Raw genomic sequence first — 21,108 nt, forward strand, 5'->3', positions numbered from 1 at the left:
CTCACGCTGCGGCCATGAACTCCGCAATGGCGTCCGCAGCGCGTTGCGATCCCCCCAGAAGCGGGGTGCCAAAGGTTTCCTGAAACAGACTTTCCTGCGCCGGACGATACGCCGCATGACGCTCCCGCGCGCGGGCAATGGCAGGCATCAGATCGTCCAGATCCTCCACCACCTCGCCCAGCGTCCAGTGCAGGAAGTACGGATCATCCCGCCAGGGCAGTTTGCGCGGATTGAGGAAAACGCAGGGACGCGGAATGCCGAGGAACTCGTAAACCTGACTGCTGACATCGCCGATATAGAGCGCGGCCTGAGACGTGTAGGTCATGTCCAGCATGGCGGAAGACCCGGTATCGACCATCACTTGGGGGCTACGCTGCCGCTTGAGCTGACGCTCGCGAATACCAAACCCTTTGTGAAAGGTCTTGATATGCGGCGCCACAACCAGATTGTAATCGCTCTCCCCGGTCTCGCTCTGGGCCTTGAACCCCCGGATCAGCGGCATCATCCAGCCTGATGCGGAGGTCAGTTTGCGCTGGTAATGCGGGTTATACAGCGCAAACGGGCGACCATTGCCGAACGCGATCGTCTTTTCGCGCTGCACGGCCTCGAACACATCGAATTTCGGATAGCCCACAACCCGCGTGGTTTCCTGCTTCAGAAGGCCCTTGTCCTGAAAATAGCTCTCGACCTTGGGGCCGGGAACGAGCGTCAGGTCAAAATCCCGCACCAGATGTTCGTCATTGACGTAGCGGTCCCCGGCACCATGCATCAGCAGAATGAGCTTCGGGCCGCAAAGCCCCATCTCCCTGAGCACACCGGCCGTATATTCCGTCGCCACCACCGCATCATACTGGTTCAGCTCGGCAATATTCTCCCGCAGCACCACCAGACGCTCCTGATCGAGGCGTCTTGCGCGCTTCAGAAGACGGGCTTTCAGCGATTTCGGAAAAGCCTTCAGCGGCAGGTCAGGCACATCCAGCGCACGGCGGATGCGGGCGAGATGCTTCACCGTCTCGGGAAAGCTGTAATATTCCACCACCTCATGACCGGGGATCGCCGCCAGTGCGCTGGCGACGGACGCCGTATGATAGCACTGGTAGGGCTCGGCAATATAAATGAAGGCGATTTTCATGATTGATCAGATGCGTCCTGCCTGAAAAACAGGCCGGAAACCTGCGCTTTTCGGGATGGGGCCTTCAGGAGAAGACGGGTCGCCGCAAGATCCCGTCCGCAGAAATCCTGACACCGAAATACGTAACATTTTCTTCATAATCCCTGACCTTTTCGTGTCAAGAAACCTTCTCAAAATGCTACAATTCGTTACTGGCATAGACACTCTGGCGGCTTTGTGGTCAGTAAGGCCCGCATGTCCGGCGAACGCTCCGTTTTCAAATCCATTTTCAAAAATGTCAGTGTTCTCACCCTCGGTCGCATCGCCAATGCGCTGTGCAGTTTCATCTATATCGCCGTGGCCGTCCGGGCGCTTGGACTGTCCGATTTCGGACTGCTGATCCTGATCCATTCCCTGGCCTCGACCGGCTCCGTCCTGTCGCGGATGCAGTCCTGGCAGACGCTGATCCGCTTCGGCAGCGACAGCTTCAGCAGCAATGACACTGATCTCCTGCACCGGGTCGTCCATTTCTGCATCCGTCTCGACACGCTTTCGGCGGCCTTCGCCATCGCTTTCGGCCTCGTGGGCGTGCAGATCTATGGACACACCGCAAACTGGTCCGCGCATGTACGATTTCTGGCGGATCTGTATGTCTGCGTCAGCCCGCTGATGTATTCAGGCTGGGCGAACGGAATCCTGCGGATGGCAGGGAAATTCCATCTCGTCCCGATCATCGACAGCTGCGCCGCCATCGCCAAGACTTTCGGCGTGCTGCTGGGCTATGTCCTGCATCTGAAGCTCGGATATTTCCTGTTCGTCTGGGCCATGACGATTGTCATCGACTACGGCTTTTACATTTATTATGCGCTGGACATCCTGCACCGGAAATTCCGCTTCCGGTATTTCCGGGCGTTCCGGCACTGGCGCTGGCAGATCCCGGGCATGTGGCAGTTCACACGCGCGGCCAGCATCAACCAGACGCTGGGCAACATCTCGGGCCATGTGGCAACGCTGGTTGTCGGAACGGGCCTCGGCCCGGCGGAAGCGGCCGTTTTCCGCGTCTGCCGCCAGATCGCGGACGGGATCGTCACCCCGGCGCAGCTCATCTCCCCTGTCCTCTATCCCGAACTGGTCCGGATGCGGGACCGGCAGGACTGGCGCGGCCTCAAGCGCGTAACCTGGAAAATGTTCGGCGTTCTGGGCGGCCTTTCAATCGTCCTTCTGCTGCTGTCCGCCTTCTTCGGATCGACGATCTTCCGCTTCCTGCTGCATGTCCATGTGCATCACACGTCGCTCTATATTTCCATCATGCTGCTGGCGGCGGTGTTCAGCCTGCTGGTCATCCCGCTTGAGCCGCTGCTGATCGTCGTGGGGCATGTGAAGTTCCTCATGAAGAACCGCACCGCCGTCATGGCGATCTATTTCCCGGCGCTCTATGTTCTGACGCGGCATTTTGGTCTCGCAGGAGCCTGCCTGTCGACGGCGGCGTGCAATGCGACGATCCTGCTGTCGCAGATGCTGGGCGTCTGGTTCTTTTACGACCGGATCGGCAAGGCGGAGCGCTGACCCCGCATCAGTGCAGAAGATGTGTGGCGTGGGAAGAATGATGGAACACGGCATACCCCGTCACCGCCATTTCCACAAAGACCAGCTCCAGAACGAGCAGGACCTTTTTGCGAGTTGAAAGCCCTCTGAAACGGGTTTTGATCTTCGCATCGTCTCCAGTCGCGGCCCATGCAATGGCGGCAAACCAGCCTGCAAACGTGAAGGCAAACGCCAGATTGACCACAAACGCCTCGCGCCAATGAACCTTGCGGGTACAGAGGGCAATGATCGTTGGGAGAAACGTCAGCGCCAGCAAAGCCAGCGCTCCACTGACGAACTTCATGACAGTAATCAGGTGCACGACAACACGGTCCCGAACGGGTGAAAGCCCGACAGTATTTCGGATCCGATACGAAAACAAACATAAAAAAGGCGGGAAGGTCTGACCCTTCCCGCCTTTTCTGGTTTTGGCGTGCCTCTTACTGGGCGTCGTCGGAGCTGTCGTCATCCGAACCGGTCGGGGAGACGGCCACGAAAAGCTGCTGCCCGTCACGCAGGATCCGCAGAAGCGGCGGCTGCTTGCGACCCAGAGCATCATGCACCTGCGCCACGACAGCCTTGGGCGACGGCGTGACGTGATTGCCAACCGCCACGACAATATCACCCGGACGGATCCCGGCCTGATCGGCAGGCGAGCCCTGCACCACATCAGCCACGACCGCACCCTGCACACTGTCATCCAGACCCAGTTCCTGACGCGCGCGCGGCGTCAGGGAGGCCAGCGACACGCCCAGCTTGCCCGCACCTGCCTGTGCGCTGTCGGCGGCATCGCCGGAAGCATGATCCTGCGCGGACAGGTTACCGACCGTGAAGTTCACCGTCATCGGCTTGCTGTCACGCAGCAGGCCCAGCGTCGCGACGGTACCCGGCGCGATGGACACAACCTTCACCGCCAGATCATGGCCGTTCTTGATCGGTTTGCCATTCAGCGTGGTGACGACATCGCCGCTCTTGATGCCGGCCTTCTCGGCGGGGCTGCCCTTGGAGACGGACGCCACCAGAGTTCCGCGCGGCGGGGCACCCGGCTCGGGGGACTGGAGGTTCAGCGCCTGCGCCATCGTGGGCGAGATGTCCTGCCCCTCGATGCCGAGATAGCCGCGCGTGACATGACCGGTCTTTTCAAGCTGGCTCACGACGGATCTGACAGTGTCGGACGGGATGGCGAAACCAATACCGATCGAACCGCCCCCATTGGGCGAGATGATCATGGAATTGATGCCCACGACCTTGCCGTCCTGCGTGAACAGCGGACCACCGGAGTTGCCATGATTGATCGGCGCATCGACCTGGATGAAGTCGTTATAGGCGCCCGAATGCAGGTCACGCCCCAGTGCCGAGACGATACCCGCTGTCACCGTACCCCCCAGACCATAGGGATTGCCCACGGCAATGACCCATTCGCCCGGCTGGACCTCGTCGGAATCCCCCAGCTCGATGAACGGCAGCTTGCCGGTCGGCTTGACGCGCAGAAGGGCAACGTCCGTCTTCGGGTCACGCCCGATGATCTTGGCCGGCAGCGTCGTGCCGTCATCGAGCGTGACCGTCACCTTGGTCGCGCCGTTCACAACGTGGTTGTTCGTCACGACATAGCCGTCAGACGAGATGATGAACCCCGAACCGCGCGCCTCGACCGTGCGGTTGGGCTGCTGCTGCTGCGGCATCATCTGGAACGGGAAGGGAAACGGGAACGGCGAACCCTGGCCCATGCCACCGCCACCGCCGCCCGGACCGTTTTCCTCTTCTTCCGCCACGTCCGCCTTGATGTGGGACGTGATGGATACGACAGCCGGCTTCACCTGCTTGACGAGCGTGACGAAATTGGGGAGCGCCTGAACGCCCGTCTGGGGCTTGATGGCGCCACTGGGTGCGACGGCTGCGGGTGCCGTGTCCGCGAAAGCGAACGGGGCCGCGACCAGCATGGTGGTTGCAGCGAGAGCGGACAGGGACGTGCGAAAGCGTGTGGTCATATCAATCCCGACTTGTTGCAAAAACATCGTGGCTTATAGCGTTGAACTATGAACCCCGTTCCCGTTCCACAAGCTGGCCGCAGGGTGAAACATCCGTAAGTTCGTGACGGACTGTGAATTCAGCCTTCCGCAGCGTCATTCTGCGATGGGTTTGCGGAGTTTGCGAAAGAAGTCTTTCAGAAGCCCGGACGCCTCGCGTTCACACACGCCGCCGATGACCTCGGGGCGGTGCAGACAGGACGGACGCTCGAAAATGCGCGGCCCATGCTCCACGCCCCCGCCCTTGGGATCATAGGCCCCGAACACGACACGCCCGATCCGGAAATGCACGATCGCCGCCGCACACATCGGACAGGGCTCCAGCGTCACAACCAGCGTGCAATCCGTCAGACGCGGATTTTGCAGACACGCGGCCGCCTCGCGCATCGCCAGAAGCTCGGCATGGGCAGATGCATCATGCGCGCCCTCCACATGATTGCGCGCCACCGCCAGAACACGTCCGTCAGGTGCCAGCACAACCGCACCCACCGGCACTTCCCCGGCCGACGACGCCTCCCGCGCAGCCTGCAACGCGGTCTGCATCGCCGGGCCGATATCCGTCTGAATCCTTGTCTGATCCTGAATCATGATGCGATGATGCGGCGCATGACCCTCCCCCGTCCATCCCCTTCGCATCGCGCGCCGCTGATCGGTCTGACGCTGGATCATGAACCCGGCGGCCTAGGGCAGTTCTCGCGTTACCCCTTCCACGCCCTGCGGGAAAACTACCTGACAGCCGTCAGCGATGCGGGTGGGATTCCGGTCTGTCTGGGTTACGGCTGCGACGCCGAAGCCCTGATGGCGCGGCTGGACGCACTGATCGTCACAGGCGGTGCCTTCGACGTCGATCCCGCGCTGTATGGTGAAACACCCCATCCGCTGACCAGCCCCCGCCCATCCCGCACCGCCGCCGAACTGGCCCTGCTGCGGGCCGCACTGGCACAGGGCAAGCCGGTTCTGGGCATCTGCGGCGGCATGCAGCTTCTGGCCGTACAGGCCGGCGGCACGCTGATCCAGCACCTGCCCGAAAGCCTGCAACACGAACAGCCCAACCCCCGCCACGAACCCGGCCATGCCGTCGAGATCGTCCCCGGCACGAAACTCGCGCAGATCGTGGGGGCGGACCGCATGAGCGTGAACTCCTCACATCATCAGGCCGTGCGCGACCCCGGACGGGCCAAAATCTGCGCTTATGCGCCGGATGGTACCATCGAGGCGATCGAGCTTGATGGCCCCGGTTTCGCCCTTGGCGTACAGTGGCACCCCGAATTCTCCCTCGACCCCGGCGACCGTCGCCTGTATGCGGCGCTTGTGGAGACTGCACGATGACCGACGACAACACCGAAAACACCGCCCCCGAGATGCCCGAGACCGAGATGCACGAGAGCACCGGCTCCGAACCGGAAACGGCCGCCCCGAAAGGTGAACGCATCGCCAAGGCGCTGGCCCGCGCCGGCGTGGCGAGCCGCCGTGATATCGAGCGCATGATCGAAGACGGACGCATCAAGCTGGGCGGGCAGATCGTCACGCATCCGGCGACTTTCGTGCAGCCGGGCGACATCATGCTGGTGGACGGCAAACCCGTGGACTCCCCCGAGCGCACGCGCCTGTGGCGGTATCACAAGCCCGACGGCCTGATGACGACCCACAAGGACCCGGAAGGCCGCAAAACCGTGTTCGACACGCTGCCCGAAGGCCTGCCGCGCGTCATCAGTGTCGGGCGCCTCGACATCAATTCCGAAGGTCTGCTGCTGCTGACCAATGACGGCGAACTGGCCCGCCGCCTCGAACTTCCGGGCAATGCCTGGGTCCGCCGCTACCGCGTGCGCGTGTTCGGCGTCGTGGACGAAAAGCGTCTGGCCTCGCTGGTCAACGGTTTCGAGTATGACGGCGTCCGCTACGGCTCCATCGAAGCGGCGCTGGACTCGAAAAAAGGCGACAACGCCTGGCTCACGGTCAGTCTGCGCGAAGGCAAGAACCGCGAAATCCGCCGCGTCATGGAAGGCCTGAACCTGCATGTCAGCCGCCTGATCCGCCTGTCCTACGGCCCGTTCCAGCTCGGCTCGCTCAAGGCGCGCGAACTGGAAGAGGTCCCCGGCAAGACCCTGCGCGAGCAGATGCCGGACCTCCCCGCCCCAAAGCGTCAGCGGACGCGCTGATCCATGCGGATCGTTGGAGGAGACAACAAGGGCCGCGCCCTGACCGCCCCGTCGGGAACCAGCACACGCCCCACATCGGACCGCACGCGGCAGGCGATTTTCGACATGCTCGCCCATGCGCCTTGGTACGGGCAGGAGGAGCTGGAGAAGGCCCTCGTGCTGGACTGCTACGCCGGAACCGGCGCACTGGGGCTCGAAGCCCTCTCCCGCGGCGCGGAAAAAGCCGCGTTCATCGAACGCGACCGCAGCGCACTCGCGGCCCTGCGGATCAATCTGGACATCTGCAAAGCCCGGGACCGTTCCCGCGTGCTGAGTTGCAGCGTCACGCATCCGCCCAAGGCGCAGGAACCCTACACGCTGGTTTTTCTGGACCCGCCCTATGGCAAGGGACTTGTCGAATCGGGTCTGCGGGCGCTCGCGCGGAACGGCTGGCTGGCGCAGGGCGCGCTGATCGTGGCCGAAACGGGCGCCACGGAAGAATTTACGCCCATCATGCCACCTTCCGAACACTTTATGCCCACACTCACGCCAGAAATCCTCTGTGAACGCCGTTTTGGCGCGGCAAAGGTGACGATCTGGAAGCATTCCTCCACTTTTCCTTAATTTTCCCTCTGTATTCAGTACCCTGTCGGCTATAGTTCAGAGTGAATTTTACAAGCCGCAATCCAGAAAACCGACGGGGTGACGAGACTTGGCCGCGTTCAGCCGATCGACCAGTACAGTGCGCAACATCGTCCGCGACGCGCATGACCGGCACATGACACCAAAACTGCGTAGCGCCCTGCGCGCCCGCTGCATGGAGCTTCTCGGGCTGGTCCTGCTGATCTTCGCCGTAGCGGTCGGGATCGCGCTGTGGAGCTTCAATCCGCACGATCCGTCCTTCAACACCTCGACAGGAACGCAGCCGACGAATCTTCTGGGGCGCACGGGCGCGACCATTTCGGATGGTCTGATCCAGTGGCTCGGCCTCGGCAGCGGCATGCCGATCGTCATCCTGCTGGCCTGGGCCTGGCGCATGGTCCGCCATCACGGCATGAGCCTTCCGATCCTGCGGATCGTGGCCGCCCTCGCCCTGCTCCCCGCCGCCGCGACCTTCATCGGCACGCTCCAGCTTCTCATCCCCGGCCTCCAGGTCGGCTGGCCAACCGCCAGCGGTCTGGGCGGGGAAATGGGCGTCTCCTTTGCCCACCGCCTGCTTGATGCCGCCCATGCCGAAGCCGGGGCCGCCGGAAATGCGATTGCCGTTCTTCTCGTCCTGCTGCTGATGGGCCTGCTTCTGCCGCTGGCAATGGGTCTCGAAGCCCGCGAATGGCGCGCTCTGGGCAAGACGGCCATGGTTCTGGGCCGCCAGCCTTTTGCAATCGCAAAACGCATGAACGGCCCGCAGACATCCGATCGCCCCGCGCCCGACCCGCGCCTGTACGAATTCCAGCCAAGCCCCACCGGTGGCGCTCCCGCCGCGGATGCAGCGCCCCTGTCCTTCCTGCGCCGCAGCTTCGGCAAAAGCGATCCGCAGTCGCGTCCGGCGCCATTCGTGCCGCAGAACACCGGCTGGATGCAGCCCCCCATGGACACGCAGGACGATCCCTACAGCCAGCCCGCCGCGGAGACGCGCCTGGTCAGCCGGACGGAAGCCGCAGCCGCCCGCGCCCGCCAGATCACGCCTGCGGAAGAAGAAGACGCGCCGTCCAATCCCTATGCCGAACGTCTGGCCCAGATCGCCCGCCAGCGCGACACGCCGCTGCCAGCCGTGCGCCGTCAGATCGACGACGAAATGGACGAGGAACTGCCCCAGAGCAGCATCGACACGCCCCCCGAACCCGAGCCGCAAAAGCGCGGCCTGTTCGGAATGCGCCGTCCGGAACGTCCGCCCGAACCTGTTGCCCCCCGCCCCGCCGCGCCGCGCAATGCCGTGGCGACGGGCTGGGAACTGCCCCCGCTCGCCCTGCTGAACCCGCCCCCGCCGCATGCCGTGACGGGCCCTTCGCAGGAAACGCTGCAATCCAACGCCCGCCTGCTGGAGAGCGTTCTGGCCGATTACGGCGTGCAGGGCACGATCGGCGATATCCATGCCGGTCCGGTCGTCACGCTATACGAACTCGAACCCGCACCAGGCATCCGCTCGTCCCGCGTGATCGGGCTCGCCGATGACGTGGCACGCTCGCTTTCGGTTCTGAGCGTGCGTATCGCCACCGTGCCGGGACGCAACGTCATCGGCATCGAGGTGCCCAACGCCAAGCGCGAGACGGTCTATTTCTCCGAACTGCTCCGCACGCCGGAATGGCAGAACGGAAACGGCCGCCTGCAGATCGCGCTCGGCAAGGACATCGCCGGCGTTCCCGTCTATACCGACCTTGCGAAAATGCCGCATCTGCTCGTCGCGGGTACGACGGGTTCGGGTAAGTCGGTCGGCGTGAATGCCATGATCCTGTCGCTTCTCTACCGGCTCAGCCCGGAAGAGTGCCGCCTGATCATGATCGACCCCAAAATCCTCGAACTGTCGATCTATGACGGCATCCCGCATCTCCTGACCCCGGTCGTGACGGAACCGACCAAGGCCGTCAGCGCGCTCAAATGGACCGTGCAGGAAATGGACCGCCGCTATCGTCTGATGGCGCAGCTTCAGGTCCGCAACATCAACGGCTACAACGAGCGCGTGAACCAGCTCCGCTCTTCGGGCGAGATGGTCACCAAGCGCGTCCAGACCGGCTTTGACCCCGAAACGGGCCGCCCGGTGTTCGACGAACAGCAGGTCGCCACGGAAAACCTGCCCTATATCGTCGTCGTCATCGACGAAATGGCCGACCTCATGATGGTCGCGGGCAAGGAAATCGAAACGGCCGTGCAGCGTCTGGCCCAGAAGGCCCGCGCCGCCGGCATCCATGTCATCATGGCGACGCAGCGCCCGTCCGTTGACGTCATCACCGGCACCATCAAGGCGAACTTCCCGACCCGCATTTCCTTTCAGGTCATCAGCAAGTTCGACAGCCGCACGATCCTTCAGGAACAGGGCGCCGAACAGCTTCTGGGCCAAGGTGACATGCTGTTCATGCAGGGCGGCGGCCGCATCACGCGTGTCCACGGCCCATTCGTGGCCGATGATGAAGTCGAAGCCGTCGTGGCCGATCTGCGCTCCAAGGGCGACCCGATCTACAACGACGACGTGGTCTCGGGACAGGACGACGACAGCGCGGGCGGCCTGACGGCAGGAACCGGCTCGGGCGGTGACGGTGAAGGCACCCTCTTCGACCAGGCCGTGGACATCGTCATGCGCGAAGGCCGCGCGTCCACAAGCTTCATCCAGCGCCACCTCTCCATCGGATATAACCGCGCGGCCAAGCTGATCGACCAGATGGAAAAGGAAGGCATCATCGGTGCCGCAAACCATGTGGGCAAACGCGAAATCCTTGTCCGCCGCAAGGAAGACCATGAAGACTGACCGGAAAGACCGGATCCGACGCGCAAAAGCCGCGCGCAACTCACACAAACCCCGCCGTCTGCCGGAACAGACCGCCCCCAACGCTCCGGAAGGCCCACGCACCCCGTTTCATCCGGGAGCGGACCTTCCCATCCTGCTGGAAACCCCGCGCTTCCTGATTCTGGACAAACCCACCGGTCTGGCCGTCCACCCCGGCCCCTCCACGCAGGATTCCGTTGAAACGCGGCTGCTCCCACATCCGCGTGGAGGACCGTGGCTGGCGCACCGGCTGGATACGGACACGTCCGGCTGCCTGCTGGTTGCACGACGCAAGACAGCGCTGATCGAGGCGCAGGCGGCGTTTCAGCAACGGCAGGTTCGCAAGCTCTACTGGGCGGTTGTGGTAGGAAATCTGACGCAGGACAGCGGCGAGATCGACGCGCCGCTTCTGCGGAAGTCCGGTCCCTCGGGCTGGCGCATGGTTGTGGACGCGAAGGGCGATGAGGCCCGGACGCGTTGGCGTGTGCTGGGACGTGGCAAAAATCTGTGCTGGGTGGAGCTGGAGCTGCTGACGGGGCGGACCCATCAGGCGCGTATCCATTGCGCGGAACTGGGAACGCCGATCCTTGGCGATGCGGTTTACGGTCCTCGCGCAGGATCTTCTTTACCGGGGCTGCATCTTCTTGCCCGTAGTCTGGAACTGAACCTGCCGTCCGACACACTCGTCGCGGAGGCGTCACCGCCGGATTTCATGGCGGAGACGCTGCGACGGATGGGCTGCGAGGGCGCGGCTCAGTCCTGAACGAGCTTGAGGGTTCCGAGTACGCTGTGGATAATGACGTGATCGCGGCCATCCCCGACCTTGCCGGTGGCCGTGATCGTACGGACTTCTTCTGACCCGCCGGATTCCTTTTCCCAGTTCCCTGTCTGCACCGTCAAACCGAGCGACTGCTCAAGCGGCAGCGTCTTGTCCGAGCGGCGCTGTCTCAGGTGGATGTCAAAGGTCCCGCCAAAGCCATGAGGCAGGTTGAGCGTCATGTCGCCGCTAACCGTGCCGATATCAATCGTGCGCATCTGCGGCGCGGCATCAAGCGTGAGGGTCGTATCCCCACTGACGCTGCGGAGCATGACATCACGGGTGGCATGGTTGAGCGTGCTGTCACCGTTCATGGTACGGATCGAAGTCGCGCCGTCAGAGTGATCGAGCGTGACATCGCCGCTGGCGCTGCGAATTTCGACGGCAGTCGTCGCATGGTCCACATCCAGCGTACCGTTGACCGTATGAACGTCGAGCGGCCCTCTGGACTGCCTGATATGGATGTCGCCGCTGACGGTCCTCACGGACAGTGCGCCATCTGACGTCCCGATGCTGACATCTCCGCTGATGCTGGAAATTTTTCCGCCCTCTGGCAGGGCAGACAGGGAAATGTCGTCCGAAGTCGAGGACTGGCTCAGGGGCGCGGCGCAGACCGGAAAGGCCAGTGCGGTGCCAAGTGCGAGGACAGGGAGGGAAAGCGCAAAGCGGTTCATGGTCAGGACCTTTCGGACTTCAGCAGCCTGCGACAGGGCGGTTCAGCAGGGCGGCGTGCACACCACGGGCAATCGCCCAAGCCGTCAGAATGCCCCAGGCGAGGGTCAACCCCCACGGCACCACCATGAACACCAGACCAAGACCGCCTGTGATGGCCCCCAGCCCCGCGACCATGAAATGGATCGTCCCGATCACAGTCAGGGCGAGCAAACCGTACCAGAACATCCGCACCTGCCAGTCGAGCTGCGTGCGCGTCAGGCCCGTGGCGGAACGACGGCTTTTATGCGCGATCATCACGCCAATCAGGGCCGTCACGCCCGTGAAAAATCCGGCGACATACAGCGCGTAGATCAGCAGGACCAGATCGCGGCCGCTCCGGGCGTCATCGCCGCGGCCATAGCGGCCTGCGGGTTCGTAAGGGGCGTAGGATGCGTACATGAGGGAGATATTCCTCTGAGAAAAACTCGACAGCAACCCTGATGCAGGAACCGTGCCAGATCCGGATTCCAGGCATTCTGAGGAATGGAGTCCGTATGTCCGTTCCGGAAAATGGCGGATTACGCCAGTTCCCGGCAGACCTATTCCGCCAATCCCCGGAAACGTTCAGGAAGCGGCCCGCTTCCTGCGAGAATCCCCCGTACGCCCACAACCAGCGAGACCAGCAGAACAATGTTCCAGATTGCGAAAATGCCGATCGGCAGCAGGAACAGAAGCTGGCCGGGGCCGGAACTTCCGGGCGGTTCCGTCAGGAAGCACGCCAGAAACAGGGCGGCGGAACCAATGATGAAGGCGACATCATACCAGAACAGGCGCACCAGCCAGTTCAGATGCATCCGCTCAACCCCGACGCTTGATCTGCGCAAAAGATAGGCCACGATCACACCCGCCAGAAGGCTGATCCCCGTGAAGAAACGGGCGATGTACAGCGCATAGACGAGCAGGACGCCACTTCTGCCGATGACCGGGCTGGAGCCTTGGGAGGATCTGGAAAATTCGCTCAAGCGCGTCTCCTGATGGAAGGTTCAAATGAAAACGCCCGACCAGAGAGGCCGGGCGCAAGATCACGCGATGGTGATGGCCCGCAGATGTCAGCGGCCCAGTTTGCGGAGTTTCACGCCCGACATGAGCCGCTTTTCAATGACGGCAAGGGACATCCCCCGCGTCTCTGGGACGAACAGGATTGTCAGCAGCAGGAACAGGGCATTCAGTCCGGCAAACAGCCAGAACGTGCCAGCCGTACCGAGGGTCTGCATGAGGGTAAGGAAACTCACCCCGACCAGAAGATTGGTCATCCAGTTGGTAAAGGTCGAAATGGCGATCCCGAAGTCACGACCGCCGAGCGGCTGGATTTCGGAGCACAGCACCCACATCAGCGGGCCGGCCGACATGGCAAACCCTGCACAGAAAATCATCAGCAGGAATACGGCCGCGATCTGGGAGGACTGCGTGGTCATGCCGGTCTGGAGCAGGAGCGCCAGAATGCCCATGCCAAACGCCATGACGGTAAAACCCGCATAAAGGATCGGCTTGCGACCCCAGCGATCGACCAGCCCCACGGCCACGAAGGTCGCCAGCATGTTCACCAGACCGATGATGGCCGTGCACCACATCTGGGACTGCGGATCGAAATGCGCCGCCGCGAGAATGTTGGGCGCGTAATACATGACGATGTTGATGCCTGCGAGCTGCTGCATCATCTGGAGCATCACGCCCAGCGCCACGGAGCGGCGGAAGTTGGGATTGGTGCGGAAGAGCTTGAAACCCTCCTGCTTCGTCTCGAGCTGCTCGCGGATGGCGCGGATTTCCTTGGCGGCCGTCAGCGGGTCATCCCGCAGGTCGAGCAGGATCTGCCGCGCTTCCTTGTGACGTCCCTGCGCCATCAGCCAGCGCGGGCTGTAAGGCAGGAACAGCACGCCGATCAGGAACAGAATGGCCGGAATGCCCGCCACGCCAAACATCCAGCGCCAGTTGCCGCTATAGGAAAAATACGTGTCGGACAGGAAGGCGATGAAAATGCCGACCGTCACCATGAGCTGATAAGTCGAGACCATCGCCCCGCGCGCATCCTCGCTGGCAATTTCGGACAGGTACAGCGGGGCGGTGAAAGCGGAAATCCCGACCGCGATGCCCATGACAACCCGAAAGGAAATCATGGACGCGACCGACCAGCTCATGGCGCAGCCGATCGTGCCGATCACGAAAATCGTGCCGCCCACAATCAGTGAGTGTTTGCGTCCGAGCGTCTTGGACATCCAGCCCGCACTCAGAGCCCCTGCCGCCGCCCCGGCCATCATGGAACTGACAACCCATTCCAGCGCGATGGTGGAAGCGTTGTATTCCTTGCCGAACAGGTCCAGCGCCCCTGCCACCACACCGATATCAAGCCCGGACATGAGACCCGCCAGCGCGGCGATCACACCGATGGCAATGATCTTGAAGCGCGTTGCGTCGAAAATGGATGTACTGTTGTCATCCTGCGGCGAAATGGTCTCTGTCATTCCGGGCTGATCGTTCATAGGGCAGTGCGTTCCTCTTGCTCATTCATAAAATGACATCAATCTTTCAGACGGATGTCATATCCGTAACCTATAACACAAAACCGTTTACAGCGTGAGCGCACTGCGGAGTTCGCCGACGGTGAACCCGTTCCAGTTCCGCATGGTCTGCACAGCGGTTGCGTCCAGAATATCGCGGTCTGCGGCGTCCCGGCACAGCGTCTCGCCGCCGAAGCGACGCAGCAGGGCAGACAGGGCGACTTCCGCCGCGCGGTTGGCGCCATCATCGGTCTTGATGGCCAGACCCAGTCCCAGCTCCGGCAGGGACGCGATCATCACGCCTTCCGCGCCCATCTTCACAAAAGCCCGCGTGCCGAACTGGTCCATGATTTTCGTGTCATAGCGCCCCGTCCCGGCGACCATGAACGGATGGGCCGCCACGGCCTCACGAAGACGTGTGGCCGCACGGAAACGCCCTTCGGACAATCCGGTTCCCGCTCCAAATCTTGCAAAACCTTTCGCAAGCGCTTTCAGCGGAACAGCATAGGTCGGCATGGAACAGCCATCCATGCCCCGGTTGGCGTCATCATGCGGCGTGTCCATCATGGCGGCCAGCACATCCGTCACGCGGCGCTGGATCTCGTGGGACGGGTCGATATAGCCGGTCGGATCGACGCCCTGATCGCAGGAGAGGCACACCATGCCCGCGTGTTTGCCCGAACAGTTGTTATGCAGCGGACAGGCCTCCTGATGCGCGGCCGCCAGCGCCCGGCCAGCCGGTTCATAGGTCGGCCAGTGCGTTCCACATTCCAGAGACCCGACATCGTGGCCGACCGACGCCAGCATCGTGGCAGCCATTTCGGCATGGGCTTTCTCGCCACCATGCGAGGCGCAGGCAAGCGCCAGGGCATCGCTGCTCAGGCCAAGACGGTCCGCCGCACCGCTTTCCACCAGTTCGATCGCCAGCAGGGATTTGACGGTCGACCGCGGAAACACCGCTGCGTCCACATCCCCACACGACCAGACCACGCCACCATCGGCATCCACGACGACCGCCCGGCCCAGATGATGGGATTCGACGCGTCCGCCGCGCGTGACTTCGGCCAGAAGGCCCGACTGTGCTGCCATATGATACTCTCCCTGCCTCTCATGATGTTTCCGGACCGAGCACATAGCACGGACGGCCGTCCTGACGATCCGCCGTCAGCCAGGGCTGGATCAGACGCCGCCGGACACGCACGATGCCCAGATCTTCCGCAACCGGAACATCCGCAAGATCCTGCGCCAGATGCGCGGCCGTGCGGAACATGAGGCTTTCCGTCAGAGGCAGGCCATTTTCCGCGAACCTCCTGGCGCTGACGATATCCGTCAGATGATACACAAACGCCTCCCCCGACGGAGCACGGAACCCGACAGGGTTCAGCAGACAGGCCTCGACCTCATTTGCGTCCAGATGCGTCAGCGGTGGCGTCCAGCCCAGAAGATCAGGCTGGTCGGTCGGGGTGGAAGAAACGCGAGGCGGCGTGTTCTGCGCGCGCGGGCGGCGGGACTGGGGCAGCGTTTCAAACAGTGGCGCCGACGACGGGGAACGACGGCGGCCCATGCGTCTCAGCCTGCAGCGGTTTTCGGGCGGCGTACCGGCTGGATACCGGCTTTCTGGCAGGCCACGCACAGGCCTTCGATCTCGACGGTCGCCGCCTCGGCCCTGAAGCCCATGCTTTGCGCCGCACGGGTCAGGACCGGAGCAATGGATTCCTGCTCCAGCTCCCACGCCCGGTCACAGCCCCGGCAGATCAGAAACTGCGCCCGGTGCATTCCGCCTTCGTCATGGTGGTTGCAGCCATGTGGACACTCCACGGCATGCGAACAGCCCACGAAGGCGCTCAACCGCTCCAGACGGTGGATCAGGCTGTTTTCCAGCAGGAAATCCAGCGCCCGGTACACGGTGGGCGGGGCGGCTTTCGGGTGGGCCGGGCGCAGTCTGGCCAGAAGATCATAAGCCCCGGACGGCTTCTCGCTGGACAGGATCAGCCCCAGCACCTGACGACGCGTCTCGGTCAGGCGCTGCCCGTTGCGCTGGCACCACTCGGCCGTGAGGTCGAGGCGCTGTGTGACCTCGGGCGAAAAGACGAGCGTATCAGCAGTGGCAGAAGAATCCGGCATAAACGTCAATATGGCATCCCCGCCCCGCTTTGCCGAGAGACCCACGCGCAAACAGTGTCAGGTTGCGAACTGCCGCACCAGATCCTGGATCACCGCCGGATCGCTTTCCAGCATGACCTGGCGGCGAAGCTGGTCGCAGCCTTCGAGCGTCAGGGTCCGGATCAGGCGCTTCACACGCGGCAGGGAGGCTGAATTCATGGAAAAAGACCGCAGACCCAGACCGATCAGCAGCGCCACCACCCGCGGATCAGACGCCATTTCCCCGCAGACCGAAATCGGACGCCGCGCCCTCAGGGCCGAATCCGCCGCCGCCTCGATCAGCCGCAGCACCCCCGGATGAAGAGGGCTGTAGCGGTCCGCCACCATGGAATCCGAACGGTCCACGGCAAGCGTGTACATCGTCAGGTCATTGGTGCCGAGCGCCATGAAATCGGCATGCCGGGCCAGTGTATCCACCGTAAGTGCCGCGGCGGGGGTTTCGATCATGATTCCCAGCGGCGGCAGCGGATCGGGCAGGGTATGGCCCTTGCGCCTGAGCCGCCGCACGACACGGTCATAAATCTCCCGCGCTGCCACGACTTCGTCGGCGGACGTCACCATGGGCAACAGAATCCGCACCGGCCCGATGGCCACACCCGCTTCAGGCTCGGCGGCCCGCAGGATCGCGGCGAACTGCGTCTCCAGCACGTCCGGCACCCGCAGAAGCAGACGCACGCCTCTCAGGCCCAGCGCGGGATTTCCACCATCCGCGACCTGCTCCGCCAGACCCAGCCTGCGCATGCAGGCCCGGCCTTTCTCGCCCCCCCAGTCCAGCACGCGTATCGTGACGGGACGGCCGTCCATGGCCTGCACGATGGCGCGATAGGCGTCGGTCTGGCCGTCTTCGTCCGGCAGGTCCTCGCGTTCGCCGAACAGGAACTCGCTACGCAGCAGGCCAATGCCCTTCGCGCCGTTGCGCAGGAGCATCGGCATTTCCGCCGGCAGTTCCAGATTGGCCGCAAGCTCGATGTCCTCGCCGCTCTGAAGCTGGGCTGGCAGGCGCTTGAGCCGCCCGAACGCCCGCTTTTCCCTGACTTCGCGCTGCGCGGCTTCCGCCGCCAGACGCAGTTCGGTGTCGTTGGGCGACAGCGTGACGGTCCCCAGATGCCCGTCCACGACCAGCATCTCGCCTTCCTGAACCTGCGCCATGAGGTTCGGCACGGCGAGGATGGCAGGAATATCAAGCGCGCGCAGCAGGATCGCAGTGTGGTCCGCCCCGCCCCCGCCCTGCGTGACGACCGCCGCGATGCGCGCGGGGTCGATCATGGCGACATCGGCCGGCCGAAGCTGCTCCGCCACCAGGACGGAGCCGGGAGGCAGGCTGGAAAAAGCGCGGTAGGAAATTCCGGTCAGGTTCCGCATCAGGCGACGCCCGACTTCCTCGAACTCACCCGCGAGACGCAGATTGGCGTCGGCGTCCTGTGCGCTGTTCTCCCGCGCCACGGCCTCCGCCATGCGCGAGACCTGCGCCGCCAGCTCCTCCGTGACGTCCGAAACGGCCGCCTCCGCACAGAGCCCCTCACCCGCAATCCGCTCCCGCACCTGACGCACCAGCCGCGATGGGCCGAGCATGCGTTCATAGACCGTCAGAAGGGAGGCAATTTCCGCCCGGCCCTCTTCCGGCAGGCCGACCAGCCGGTCACGCATCTTCTCGATCTGGTGGAACGCCCGGGCGATGGCTTCGTCCAGACGGACGTTCTCCGCCTCCGGACCGATGGCGCTGTAGCGTTCGGTGATGTCGGGAAGAGGAAGTTCCTCAACACGTCCGGCGGGACCGAGCGCCATACCGGGCGTGATGGCCTTGCCCTGAAGGAACGTACTGGACGATGCGCTGCGGCGGGACGGCCGGGAAGAGCGGCGCCGGGGTGGAGCTTCAGTCACGCTCACCAAATCCATCCGCGATCAGGGCTTGCAGAGCGTCGAGCGCCTCGACCGCCTGAGGCCCGTGCGCACGGAGCGTAACGCTCTGTCCTTCCCCAGCCCCCAGCATCATCAGACCCATGATTGACAGGGCGGAGACGACATTGGAGCCATGGGCAATCGTGGTCTCGGCATCGAAACGCTCGGCAGTGGTCACGATCTTGGCGGCAGGTCGGGCATGAAGGCCCAGATGGTTGACGATGCTGACAGTGCGCGGCGGAACGGACAGGGTCGTATCACTCATTCAGCGAACTCGATTCAATGAACCGGCAGCGTACAGGCACGCGGCCCTCCATGGAGGCAGGGAGCGGGAAGCTGTGACGCCACGGCGATATACTTCCGCCCCGCCATTGTGGCCTTTTCCACGCAGCCTGCAAGATCCAGATCGCGGCGCGTTTTCGCCAGCTTGACCAGCATCGGCACATTCACGCCCGACACGACCTCGACATGCCCCGGCTCCCGCAGTGACAGCGCCAGATTGGAGGGCGAACTTCCGAAAATATCGGTCAGCACCAGAACGCCATCGCCAGTATCGAGGCGCTGGAGCAGGCGCTCAGCCGCCGGGCGCAGCATGGCGGGATCATCGTCATCTGCAACGCCGACAACACCGACCTGCGTCTGCGGACCCACGACATGGACCAGCGTTTCCAGCAGGACATCGCCAAGACGCCCATGCGTTATCAGCATCAGTCCGATCATACCGTTCTGTCCTGTAAAGAAAGATCCTGTGACGGGTCCTGCGGGGGGACGGCCCAGCGCCGGGGGGCCAAGCCTTTGCGGGCGAGTTCGCGGTGCAGCACCATCATCGGCCCGACCGGCATGGCTTTGGGGAGAATACGGGCCAGTTCTTCCACGATCGTCACCGAACGGTGGCGCCCGCCACTGCATCCGATGGCGATGGTGGCATATTTCTTGCCTTCCGCGACGAAACGGGGAAGCACGAGCTCCAGCAGGCTCTGGATATGTCCGAAAAACGCGGGATAGGCCGGGTCTGACTTCACGTACTGCACCACTGCCTCATCCAGTCCGGTCATGGGCTGGAGGAGCGGATCATAATGCGGATTACGCAGGAAACGTGCATCGAAAACCATGTCCGCCTCGCGCGGCAGACCCGACGGATAGGCAAAGGACATCAGTGCAACCGTAAGCCCGTCTCCGTGCGCGCTGCCAAAGCGCGTCTCGATCAGCTGGCGCAGTTCCGGCGAAGGCAGGTCGGACGTGTCGATGACCAGATCCGCATTGGCGCGCAGGGGGGCCAGAAGGGCGGTTTCCTGTTCGATTCCGGGAAGGATAGTGCCGCTGGTGACCAGCGGATGGCGGCGACGCGTGGCGGTAAAGCGGCGCAGGAGGATTTCAGGCTCGGCGGTGGCGTAGAGAAGCTGCACCACACAGTCGGGCAGGAGGCGAAGGCGCTCCAGTTCTTCGAGAACGCGGGAGGCTTCGAACCCGCGGCTGCGGACATCGATCCCGATGGCCAGATTCTGTCCGGCGCGTGAGGCGAGCGCCTGGATCAGGTTCAGGGGTGGGTTATCCACGACCTCGTGACCCAGATCTTCCAGAACCCGCAATATGGATGATTTTCCCGCCCCGGACAGACCCGTCACGATCAGGATCCGACGGGACCCGTGACCATAGCCGGATAAGGAGCCAGACTCGGGATGGTTCGCCGATGCCATGCCACACTCTAGCCTTTTTTCTTTCGGTACGGAACTATTTCACATCTTCACATTTCTTCAACATTTTCTCCCGCCCCTGCGACCCACTCGTAAGAGCCGCAACAGGCCTTGAGAGCCGCCCTGATCCGCGCCACCGTTCCCGGAAAACCGGGCTTTAGAGACAGCATCACCGCCCCCGTCCAGGGATCCCGACACGCCTCGGGAAGACGCGGCTGCCCCTGCCCCAGACACACCCGCAAACTCACCGGCGCCTTCGTGACAAAAGGTGTCCGGAGAATTCCCACGCCCCGGACTTCGATCAGTCCCGCAAGCCGTGCGGGGGCCGAGGCGACCGCGCCATCGAGCAGCACGCGATCATCCGCCACGAGGTCAAAACCCGCGTCCATCAGCCGCAGGGCCAGTTCCGATTTCCCCGAGCCAGATGGCCCTGAAATCAGGACACCCGCCCCGTTCCACGCCACACAACTTGCATGGACCGAACCTTCAGACAGGGATGGTGGGACGGACATGACGGATTGCGACCTCCTCGGGAGCAGACTAAGACCTTGAGCCGGACAGGGGCATGACGGACCTCTGACATGGATCAGGAGTCCGAACCACTATGGGCGCATCCTCCCCTTCCCCGACCGTCACCGTACATGGAGACGAGGTCACCTGCACCGATTTCAGCGGCTTCAGCCCGGAAGGGGATCGCCCCGGACGGCTGGCGGATGAATGTCAGGCGGCACTCTCGGCCATTTCTCTGGCGCTGGCCGATCATGGCCTCACGCTGAACCACACCCGGCATGTCGCGGCGATGATCCGCGAGGGGCAAACCTTCAGCCAGTGCCAGGCAGCCCTGAATGAGGCTCTGGGTGCGGCAAAACCCGCACTGACTCTGCGGATCGTACAGCGTTTTCCCCTTCCCGAACAACGCATCGCCCTCAGCCTGACTGCTACACCACACGAATAATGGGATAATACGCCACTCTATGGCGTATTTTGT

Annotated in this window: 23 protein-coding genes; 7 read left to right on the forward strand and 16 right to left on the reverse strand. The window is 63.2% G+C overall.

Annotated elements, in window-relative coordinates:
* Nucleotide 1: 1 nt before the first annotated feature.
* Entirely contained in the window at nucleotides 2–1,132 is a 1,131-nt protein-coding gene (locus HK22_RS10400; protein ID WP_086649202.1) for a CDP-glycerol glycerophosphotransferase family protein, read from the reverse strand.
* 234 nt (nucleotides 1,133–1,366) lie between these two features.
* Here HK22_RS10400 and HK22_RS10405 point away from each other — a divergent pair, with 234 nt between their 5' ends.
* Nucleotides 1,367–2,677, forward strand: coding sequence for a lipopolysaccharide biosynthesis protein (locus HK22_RS10405; protein ID WP_086649203.1), 1,311 nt, complete (start codon nucleotides 1,367–1,369; stop codon nucleotides 2,675–2,677).
* Nucleotides 2,678–2,684: 7 nt separating this feature from the next.
* Here the strand turns inward: HK22_RS10405 and HK22_RS15110 are convergent, their stop codons facing one another.
* The 3 genes from HK22_RS15110 to HK22_RS10420 all read right to left on the reverse strand — a co-directional run bounded on the left by HK22_RS15110 (nucleotide 2,685) and on the right by HK22_RS10420 (nucleotide 5,310).
* Nucleotides 2,685–3,017: a superinfection immunity protein gene (locus HK22_RS15110; protein ID WP_158093557.1), complete on the reverse strand. Its 333-nt coding sequence runs from the start codon at nucleotides 3,015–3,017 to the stop codon at nucleotides 2,685–2,687.
* Between the two features lie 118 nt (nucleotides 3,018–3,135).
* On the reverse strand, nucleotides 3,136–4,683 hold the full coding sequence (locus HK22_RS10415) for a Do family serine endopeptidase (protein WP_086649204.1): 1,548 nt from the start codon (nucleotides 4,681–4,683) through the stop codon (nucleotides 3,136–3,138).
* Between the two features lie 135 nt (nucleotides 4,684–4,818).
* On the reverse strand, nucleotides 4,819–5,310 hold the full coding sequence (locus HK22_RS10420; protein WP_198945532.1) for a nucleoside deaminase: 492 nt from the start codon (nucleotides 5,308–5,310) through the stop codon (nucleotides 4,819–4,821).
* A gap of 6 nt (nucleotides 5,311–5,316) precedes the next feature.
* On the opposite strand from HK22_RS10420, the gene HK22_RS10425 reads away from it, so the two are divergent.
* From HK22_RS10425 to HK22_RS10445, 5 genes are all read left to right on the forward strand, one after another.
* A complete protein-coding gene (locus HK22_RS10425) occupies nucleotides 5,317–6,051 on the forward strand; it encodes a gamma-glutamyl-gamma-aminobutyrate hydrolase family protein (RefSeq protein ID WP_086649205.1) in 735 nt (244 codons plus the stop codon).
* A gap of 47 nt (nucleotides 6,052–6,098) precedes the next feature.
* Nucleotides 6,099–6,881 (forward strand): pseudouridine synthase, encoded by a 783-nt coding sequence (locus HK22_RS10430; protein WP_077803955.1) that lies wholly within the window; start codon nucleotides 6,099–6,101, stop codon nucleotides 6,879–6,881.
* Nucleotides 6,882–6,884: 3 nt separating this feature from the next.
* Nucleotides 6,885–7,484, forward strand: a complete 600-nt coding sequence (gene rsmD / locus HK22_RS10435) for a 16S rRNA (guanine(966)-N(2))-methyltransferase RsmD (RefSeq protein WP_062029944.1) — start codon at nucleotides 6,885–6,887, stop codon at nucleotides 7,482–7,484.
* Nucleotides 7,485–7,602: 118 nt separating this feature from the next.
* Nucleotides 7,603–10,320 (forward strand): DNA translocase FtsK, encoded by a 2,718-nt coding sequence (locus HK22_RS10440; protein WP_086649340.1) that lies wholly within the window; start codon nucleotides 7,603–7,605, stop codon nucleotides 10,318–10,320.
* Entirely contained in the window at nucleotides 10,310–11,101 is a 792-nt protein-coding gene (locus tag HK22_RS10445) for an RluA family pseudouridine synthase (RefSeq protein WP_086649206.1), read from the forward strand. The genes HK22_RS10440 and HK22_RS10445 overlap by 11 nt, the downstream gene beginning before the upstream one ends.
* Here HK22_RS10445 and HK22_RS10450 read toward each other — a convergent pair.
* The 12 genes from HK22_RS10450 to HK22_RS10505 form a co-directional block, all read right to left on the reverse strand.
* The gene (locus tag HK22_RS10450) at nucleotides 11,092–11,829 is read right to left on the reverse strand and encodes a DUF4097 family beta strand repeat-containing protein (RefSeq protein WP_086649207.1); all 738 of its coding nucleotides are present in this window, start codon (nucleotides 11,827–11,829) and stop codon (nucleotides 11,092–11,094) included. The genes HK22_RS10445 and HK22_RS10450 overlap by 10 nt on opposite strands.
* A 19-nt stretch (nucleotides 11,830–11,848) precedes the next feature.
* Complete coding sequence (locus tag HK22_RS10455) at nucleotides 11,849–12,268, reverse strand: hypothetical protein (RefSeq protein WP_077803452.1); 420 nt, start codon at nucleotides 12,266–12,268, stop codon at nucleotides 11,849–11,851.
* A 140-nt stretch (nucleotides 12,269–12,408) separates the two neighbouring features.
* A complete protein-coding gene (locus HK22_RS10460; protein WP_062029939.1) occupies nucleotides 12,409–12,831 on the reverse strand; it encodes a hypothetical protein in 423 nt (140 codons plus the stop codon).
* An 87-nt stretch (nucleotides 12,832–12,918) separates the two neighbouring features.
* Nucleotides 12,919–14,346: a sugar porter family MFS transporter gene (locus HK22_RS10465; protein WP_077803453.1), complete on the reverse strand. Its 1,428-nt coding sequence runs from the start codon at nucleotides 14,344–14,346 to the stop codon at nucleotides 12,919–12,921.
* Between the two features lie 87 nt (nucleotides 14,347–14,433).
* Nucleotides 14,434–15,453, reverse strand: a complete 1,020-nt coding sequence (locus tag HK22_RS10470; protein WP_086649208.1) for an asparaginase — start codon at nucleotides 15,451–15,453, stop codon at nucleotides 14,434–14,436.
* Nucleotides 15,454–15,472: 19 nt separating this feature from the next.
* Nucleotides 15,473–15,928: a hypothetical protein gene (locus HK22_RS10475; protein ID WP_086649209.1), complete on the reverse strand. Its 456-nt coding sequence runs from the start codon at nucleotides 15,926–15,928 to the stop codon at nucleotides 15,473–15,475.
* A 5-nt stretch (nucleotides 15,929–15,933) separates the two neighbouring features.
* Entirely contained in the window at nucleotides 15,934–16,488 is a 555-nt protein-coding gene (locus HK22_RS10480) for a Fur family transcriptional regulator (protein WP_062031242.1), read from the reverse strand.
* A gap of 57 nt (nucleotides 16,489–16,545) precedes the next feature.
* A complete protein-coding gene (ptsP, locus tag HK22_RS10485; RefSeq protein WP_255376044.1) occupies nucleotides 16,546–18,414 on the reverse strand; it encodes a phosphoenolpyruvate--protein phosphotransferase in 1,869 nt (622 codons plus the stop codon).
* Nucleotides 18,401–18,691: an HPr family phosphocarrier protein gene (locus HK22_RS10490; protein ID WP_062031235.1), complete on the reverse strand. Its 291-nt coding sequence runs from the start codon at nucleotides 18,689–18,691 to the stop codon at nucleotides 18,401–18,403. Before HK22_RS10490 ends, ptsP begins: the two co-directional genes overlap by 14 nt.
* Nucleotides 18,692–18,705: 14 nt before the next feature.
* Entirely contained in the window at nucleotides 18,706–19,146 is a 441-nt protein-coding gene (locus HK22_RS10495; protein WP_062031232.1) for a PTS sugar transporter subunit IIA, read from the reverse strand.
* Nucleotides 19,143–20,123, reverse strand: coding sequence for an RNase adapter RapZ (gene rapZ / locus HK22_RS10500; protein WP_062031228.1), 981 nt, complete (start codon nucleotides 20,121–20,123; stop codon nucleotides 19,143–19,145). The genes HK22_RS10495 and rapZ overlap by 4 nt, the downstream gene beginning before the upstream one ends.
* Before the next feature lie 47 nt (nucleotides 20,124–20,170).
* Nucleotides 20,171–20,632: an HPr kinase/phosphorylase gene (locus HK22_RS10505; RefSeq protein WP_082780094.1), complete on the reverse strand. Its 462-nt coding sequence runs from the start codon at nucleotides 20,630–20,632 to the stop codon at nucleotides 20,171–20,173.
* Between the two features lie 92 nt (nucleotides 20,633–20,724).
* On the opposite strand from HK22_RS10505, the gene HK22_RS10510 reads away from it, so the two are divergent.
* Nucleotides 20,725–21,075, forward strand: a complete 351-nt coding sequence (locus HK22_RS10510; protein WP_062031224.1) for a hypothetical protein — start codon at nucleotides 20,725–20,727, stop codon at nucleotides 21,073–21,075.
* Nucleotides 21,076–21,108 lie beyond the last annotated feature (33 nt).

Origin of the sequence: Gluconobacter sp. DsW_056, assembly GCF_002153595.1 — a bacterium.
Lineage (GTDB): Bacteria > Pseudomonadota > Alphaproteobacteria > Acetobacterales > Acetobacteraceae > Gluconobacter > Gluconobacter albidus.

Bases quoted from the DNA above. Each gene is read 5' to 3' on its own strand.
- HK22_RS10455 (WP_077803452.1), bottom strand. From the start codon at position 12,268: ATGTACGCATCCTACGCCCCTTACGAACCCGCAGGCCGCTATGGCCGC.
- rapZ (WP_062031228.1), bottom strand. From the start codon at position 20,123: ATGGCATCGGCGAACCATCCCGAGTCTGGCTCCTTATCCGGCTATGGT.
- HK22_RS10475 (WP_086649209.1), bottom strand. From the start codon at position 15,928: ATGGGCCGCCGTCGTTCCCCGTCGTCGGCGCCACTGTTTGAAACGCTG.
- HK22_RS10425 (WP_086649205.1), top strand. From the start codon at position 5,317: ATGATGCGGCGCATGACCCTCCCCCGTCCATCCCCTTCGCATCGCGCG.
- HK22_RS10450 (WP_086649207.1), bottom strand. From the start codon at position 11,829: ATGAACCGCTTTGCGCTTTCCCTCCCTGTCCTCGCACTTGGCACCGCA.
- HK22_RS10510 (WP_062031224.1), top strand. From the start codon at position 20,725: ATGGGCGCATCCTCCCCTTCCCCGACCGTCACCGTACATGGAGACGAG.
- HK22_RS10480 (WP_062031242.1), bottom strand. From the start codon at position 16,488: ATGCCGGATTCTTCTGCCACTGCTGATACGCTCGTCTTTTCGCCCGAG.
- rsmD (WP_062029944.1), top strand. From the start codon at position 6,885: ATGCGGATCGTTGGAGGAGACAACAAGGGCCGCGCCCTGACCGCCCCG.
- HK22_RS10445 (WP_086649206.1), top strand. From the start codon at position 10,310: ATGAAGACTGACCGGAAAGACCGGATCCGACGCGCAAAAGCCGCGCGC.
- HK22_RS10465 (WP_077803453.1), bottom strand. From the start codon at position 14,346: ATGAACGATCAGCCCGGAATGACAGAGACCATTTCGCCGCAGGATGAC.
- HK22_RS10430 (WP_077803955.1), top strand. From the start codon at position 6,099: ATGCACGAGAGCACCGGCTCCGAACCGGAAACGGCCGCCCCGAAAGGT.
- HK22_RS10405 (WP_086649203.1), top strand. From the start codon at position 1,367: ATGTCCGGCGAACGCTCCGTTTTCAAATCCATTTTCAAAAATGTCAGT.
- HK22_RS10490 (WP_062031235.1), bottom strand. From the start codon at position 18,691: ATGAGTGATACGACCCTGTCCGTTCCGCCGCGCACTGTCAGCATCGTC.
- HK22_RS10505 (WP_082780094.1), bottom strand. From the start codon at position 20,632: ATGTCCGTCCCACCATCCCTGTCTGAAGGTTCGGTCCATGCAAGTTGT.
- HK22_RS10495 (WP_062031232.1), bottom strand. From the start codon at position 19,146: ATGATCGGACTGATGCTGATAACGCATGGGCGTCTTGGCGATGTCCTG.
- HK22_RS10470 (WP_086649208.1), bottom strand. From the start codon at position 15,453: ATGGCAGCACAGTCGGGCCTTCTGGCCGAAGTCACGCGCGGCGGACGC.
- HK22_RS10400 (WP_086649202.1), bottom strand. From the start codon at position 1,132: ATGAAAATCGCCTTCATTTATATTGCCGAGCCCTACCAGTGCTATCAT.
- HK22_RS10415 (WP_086649204.1), bottom strand. From the start codon at position 4,683: ATGACCACACGCTTTCGCACGTCCCTGTCCGCTCTCGCTGCAACCACC.
- HK22_RS10420 (WP_198945532.1), bottom strand. From the start codon at position 5,310: ATGATTCAGGATCAGACAAGGATTCAGACGGATATCGGCCCGGCGATG.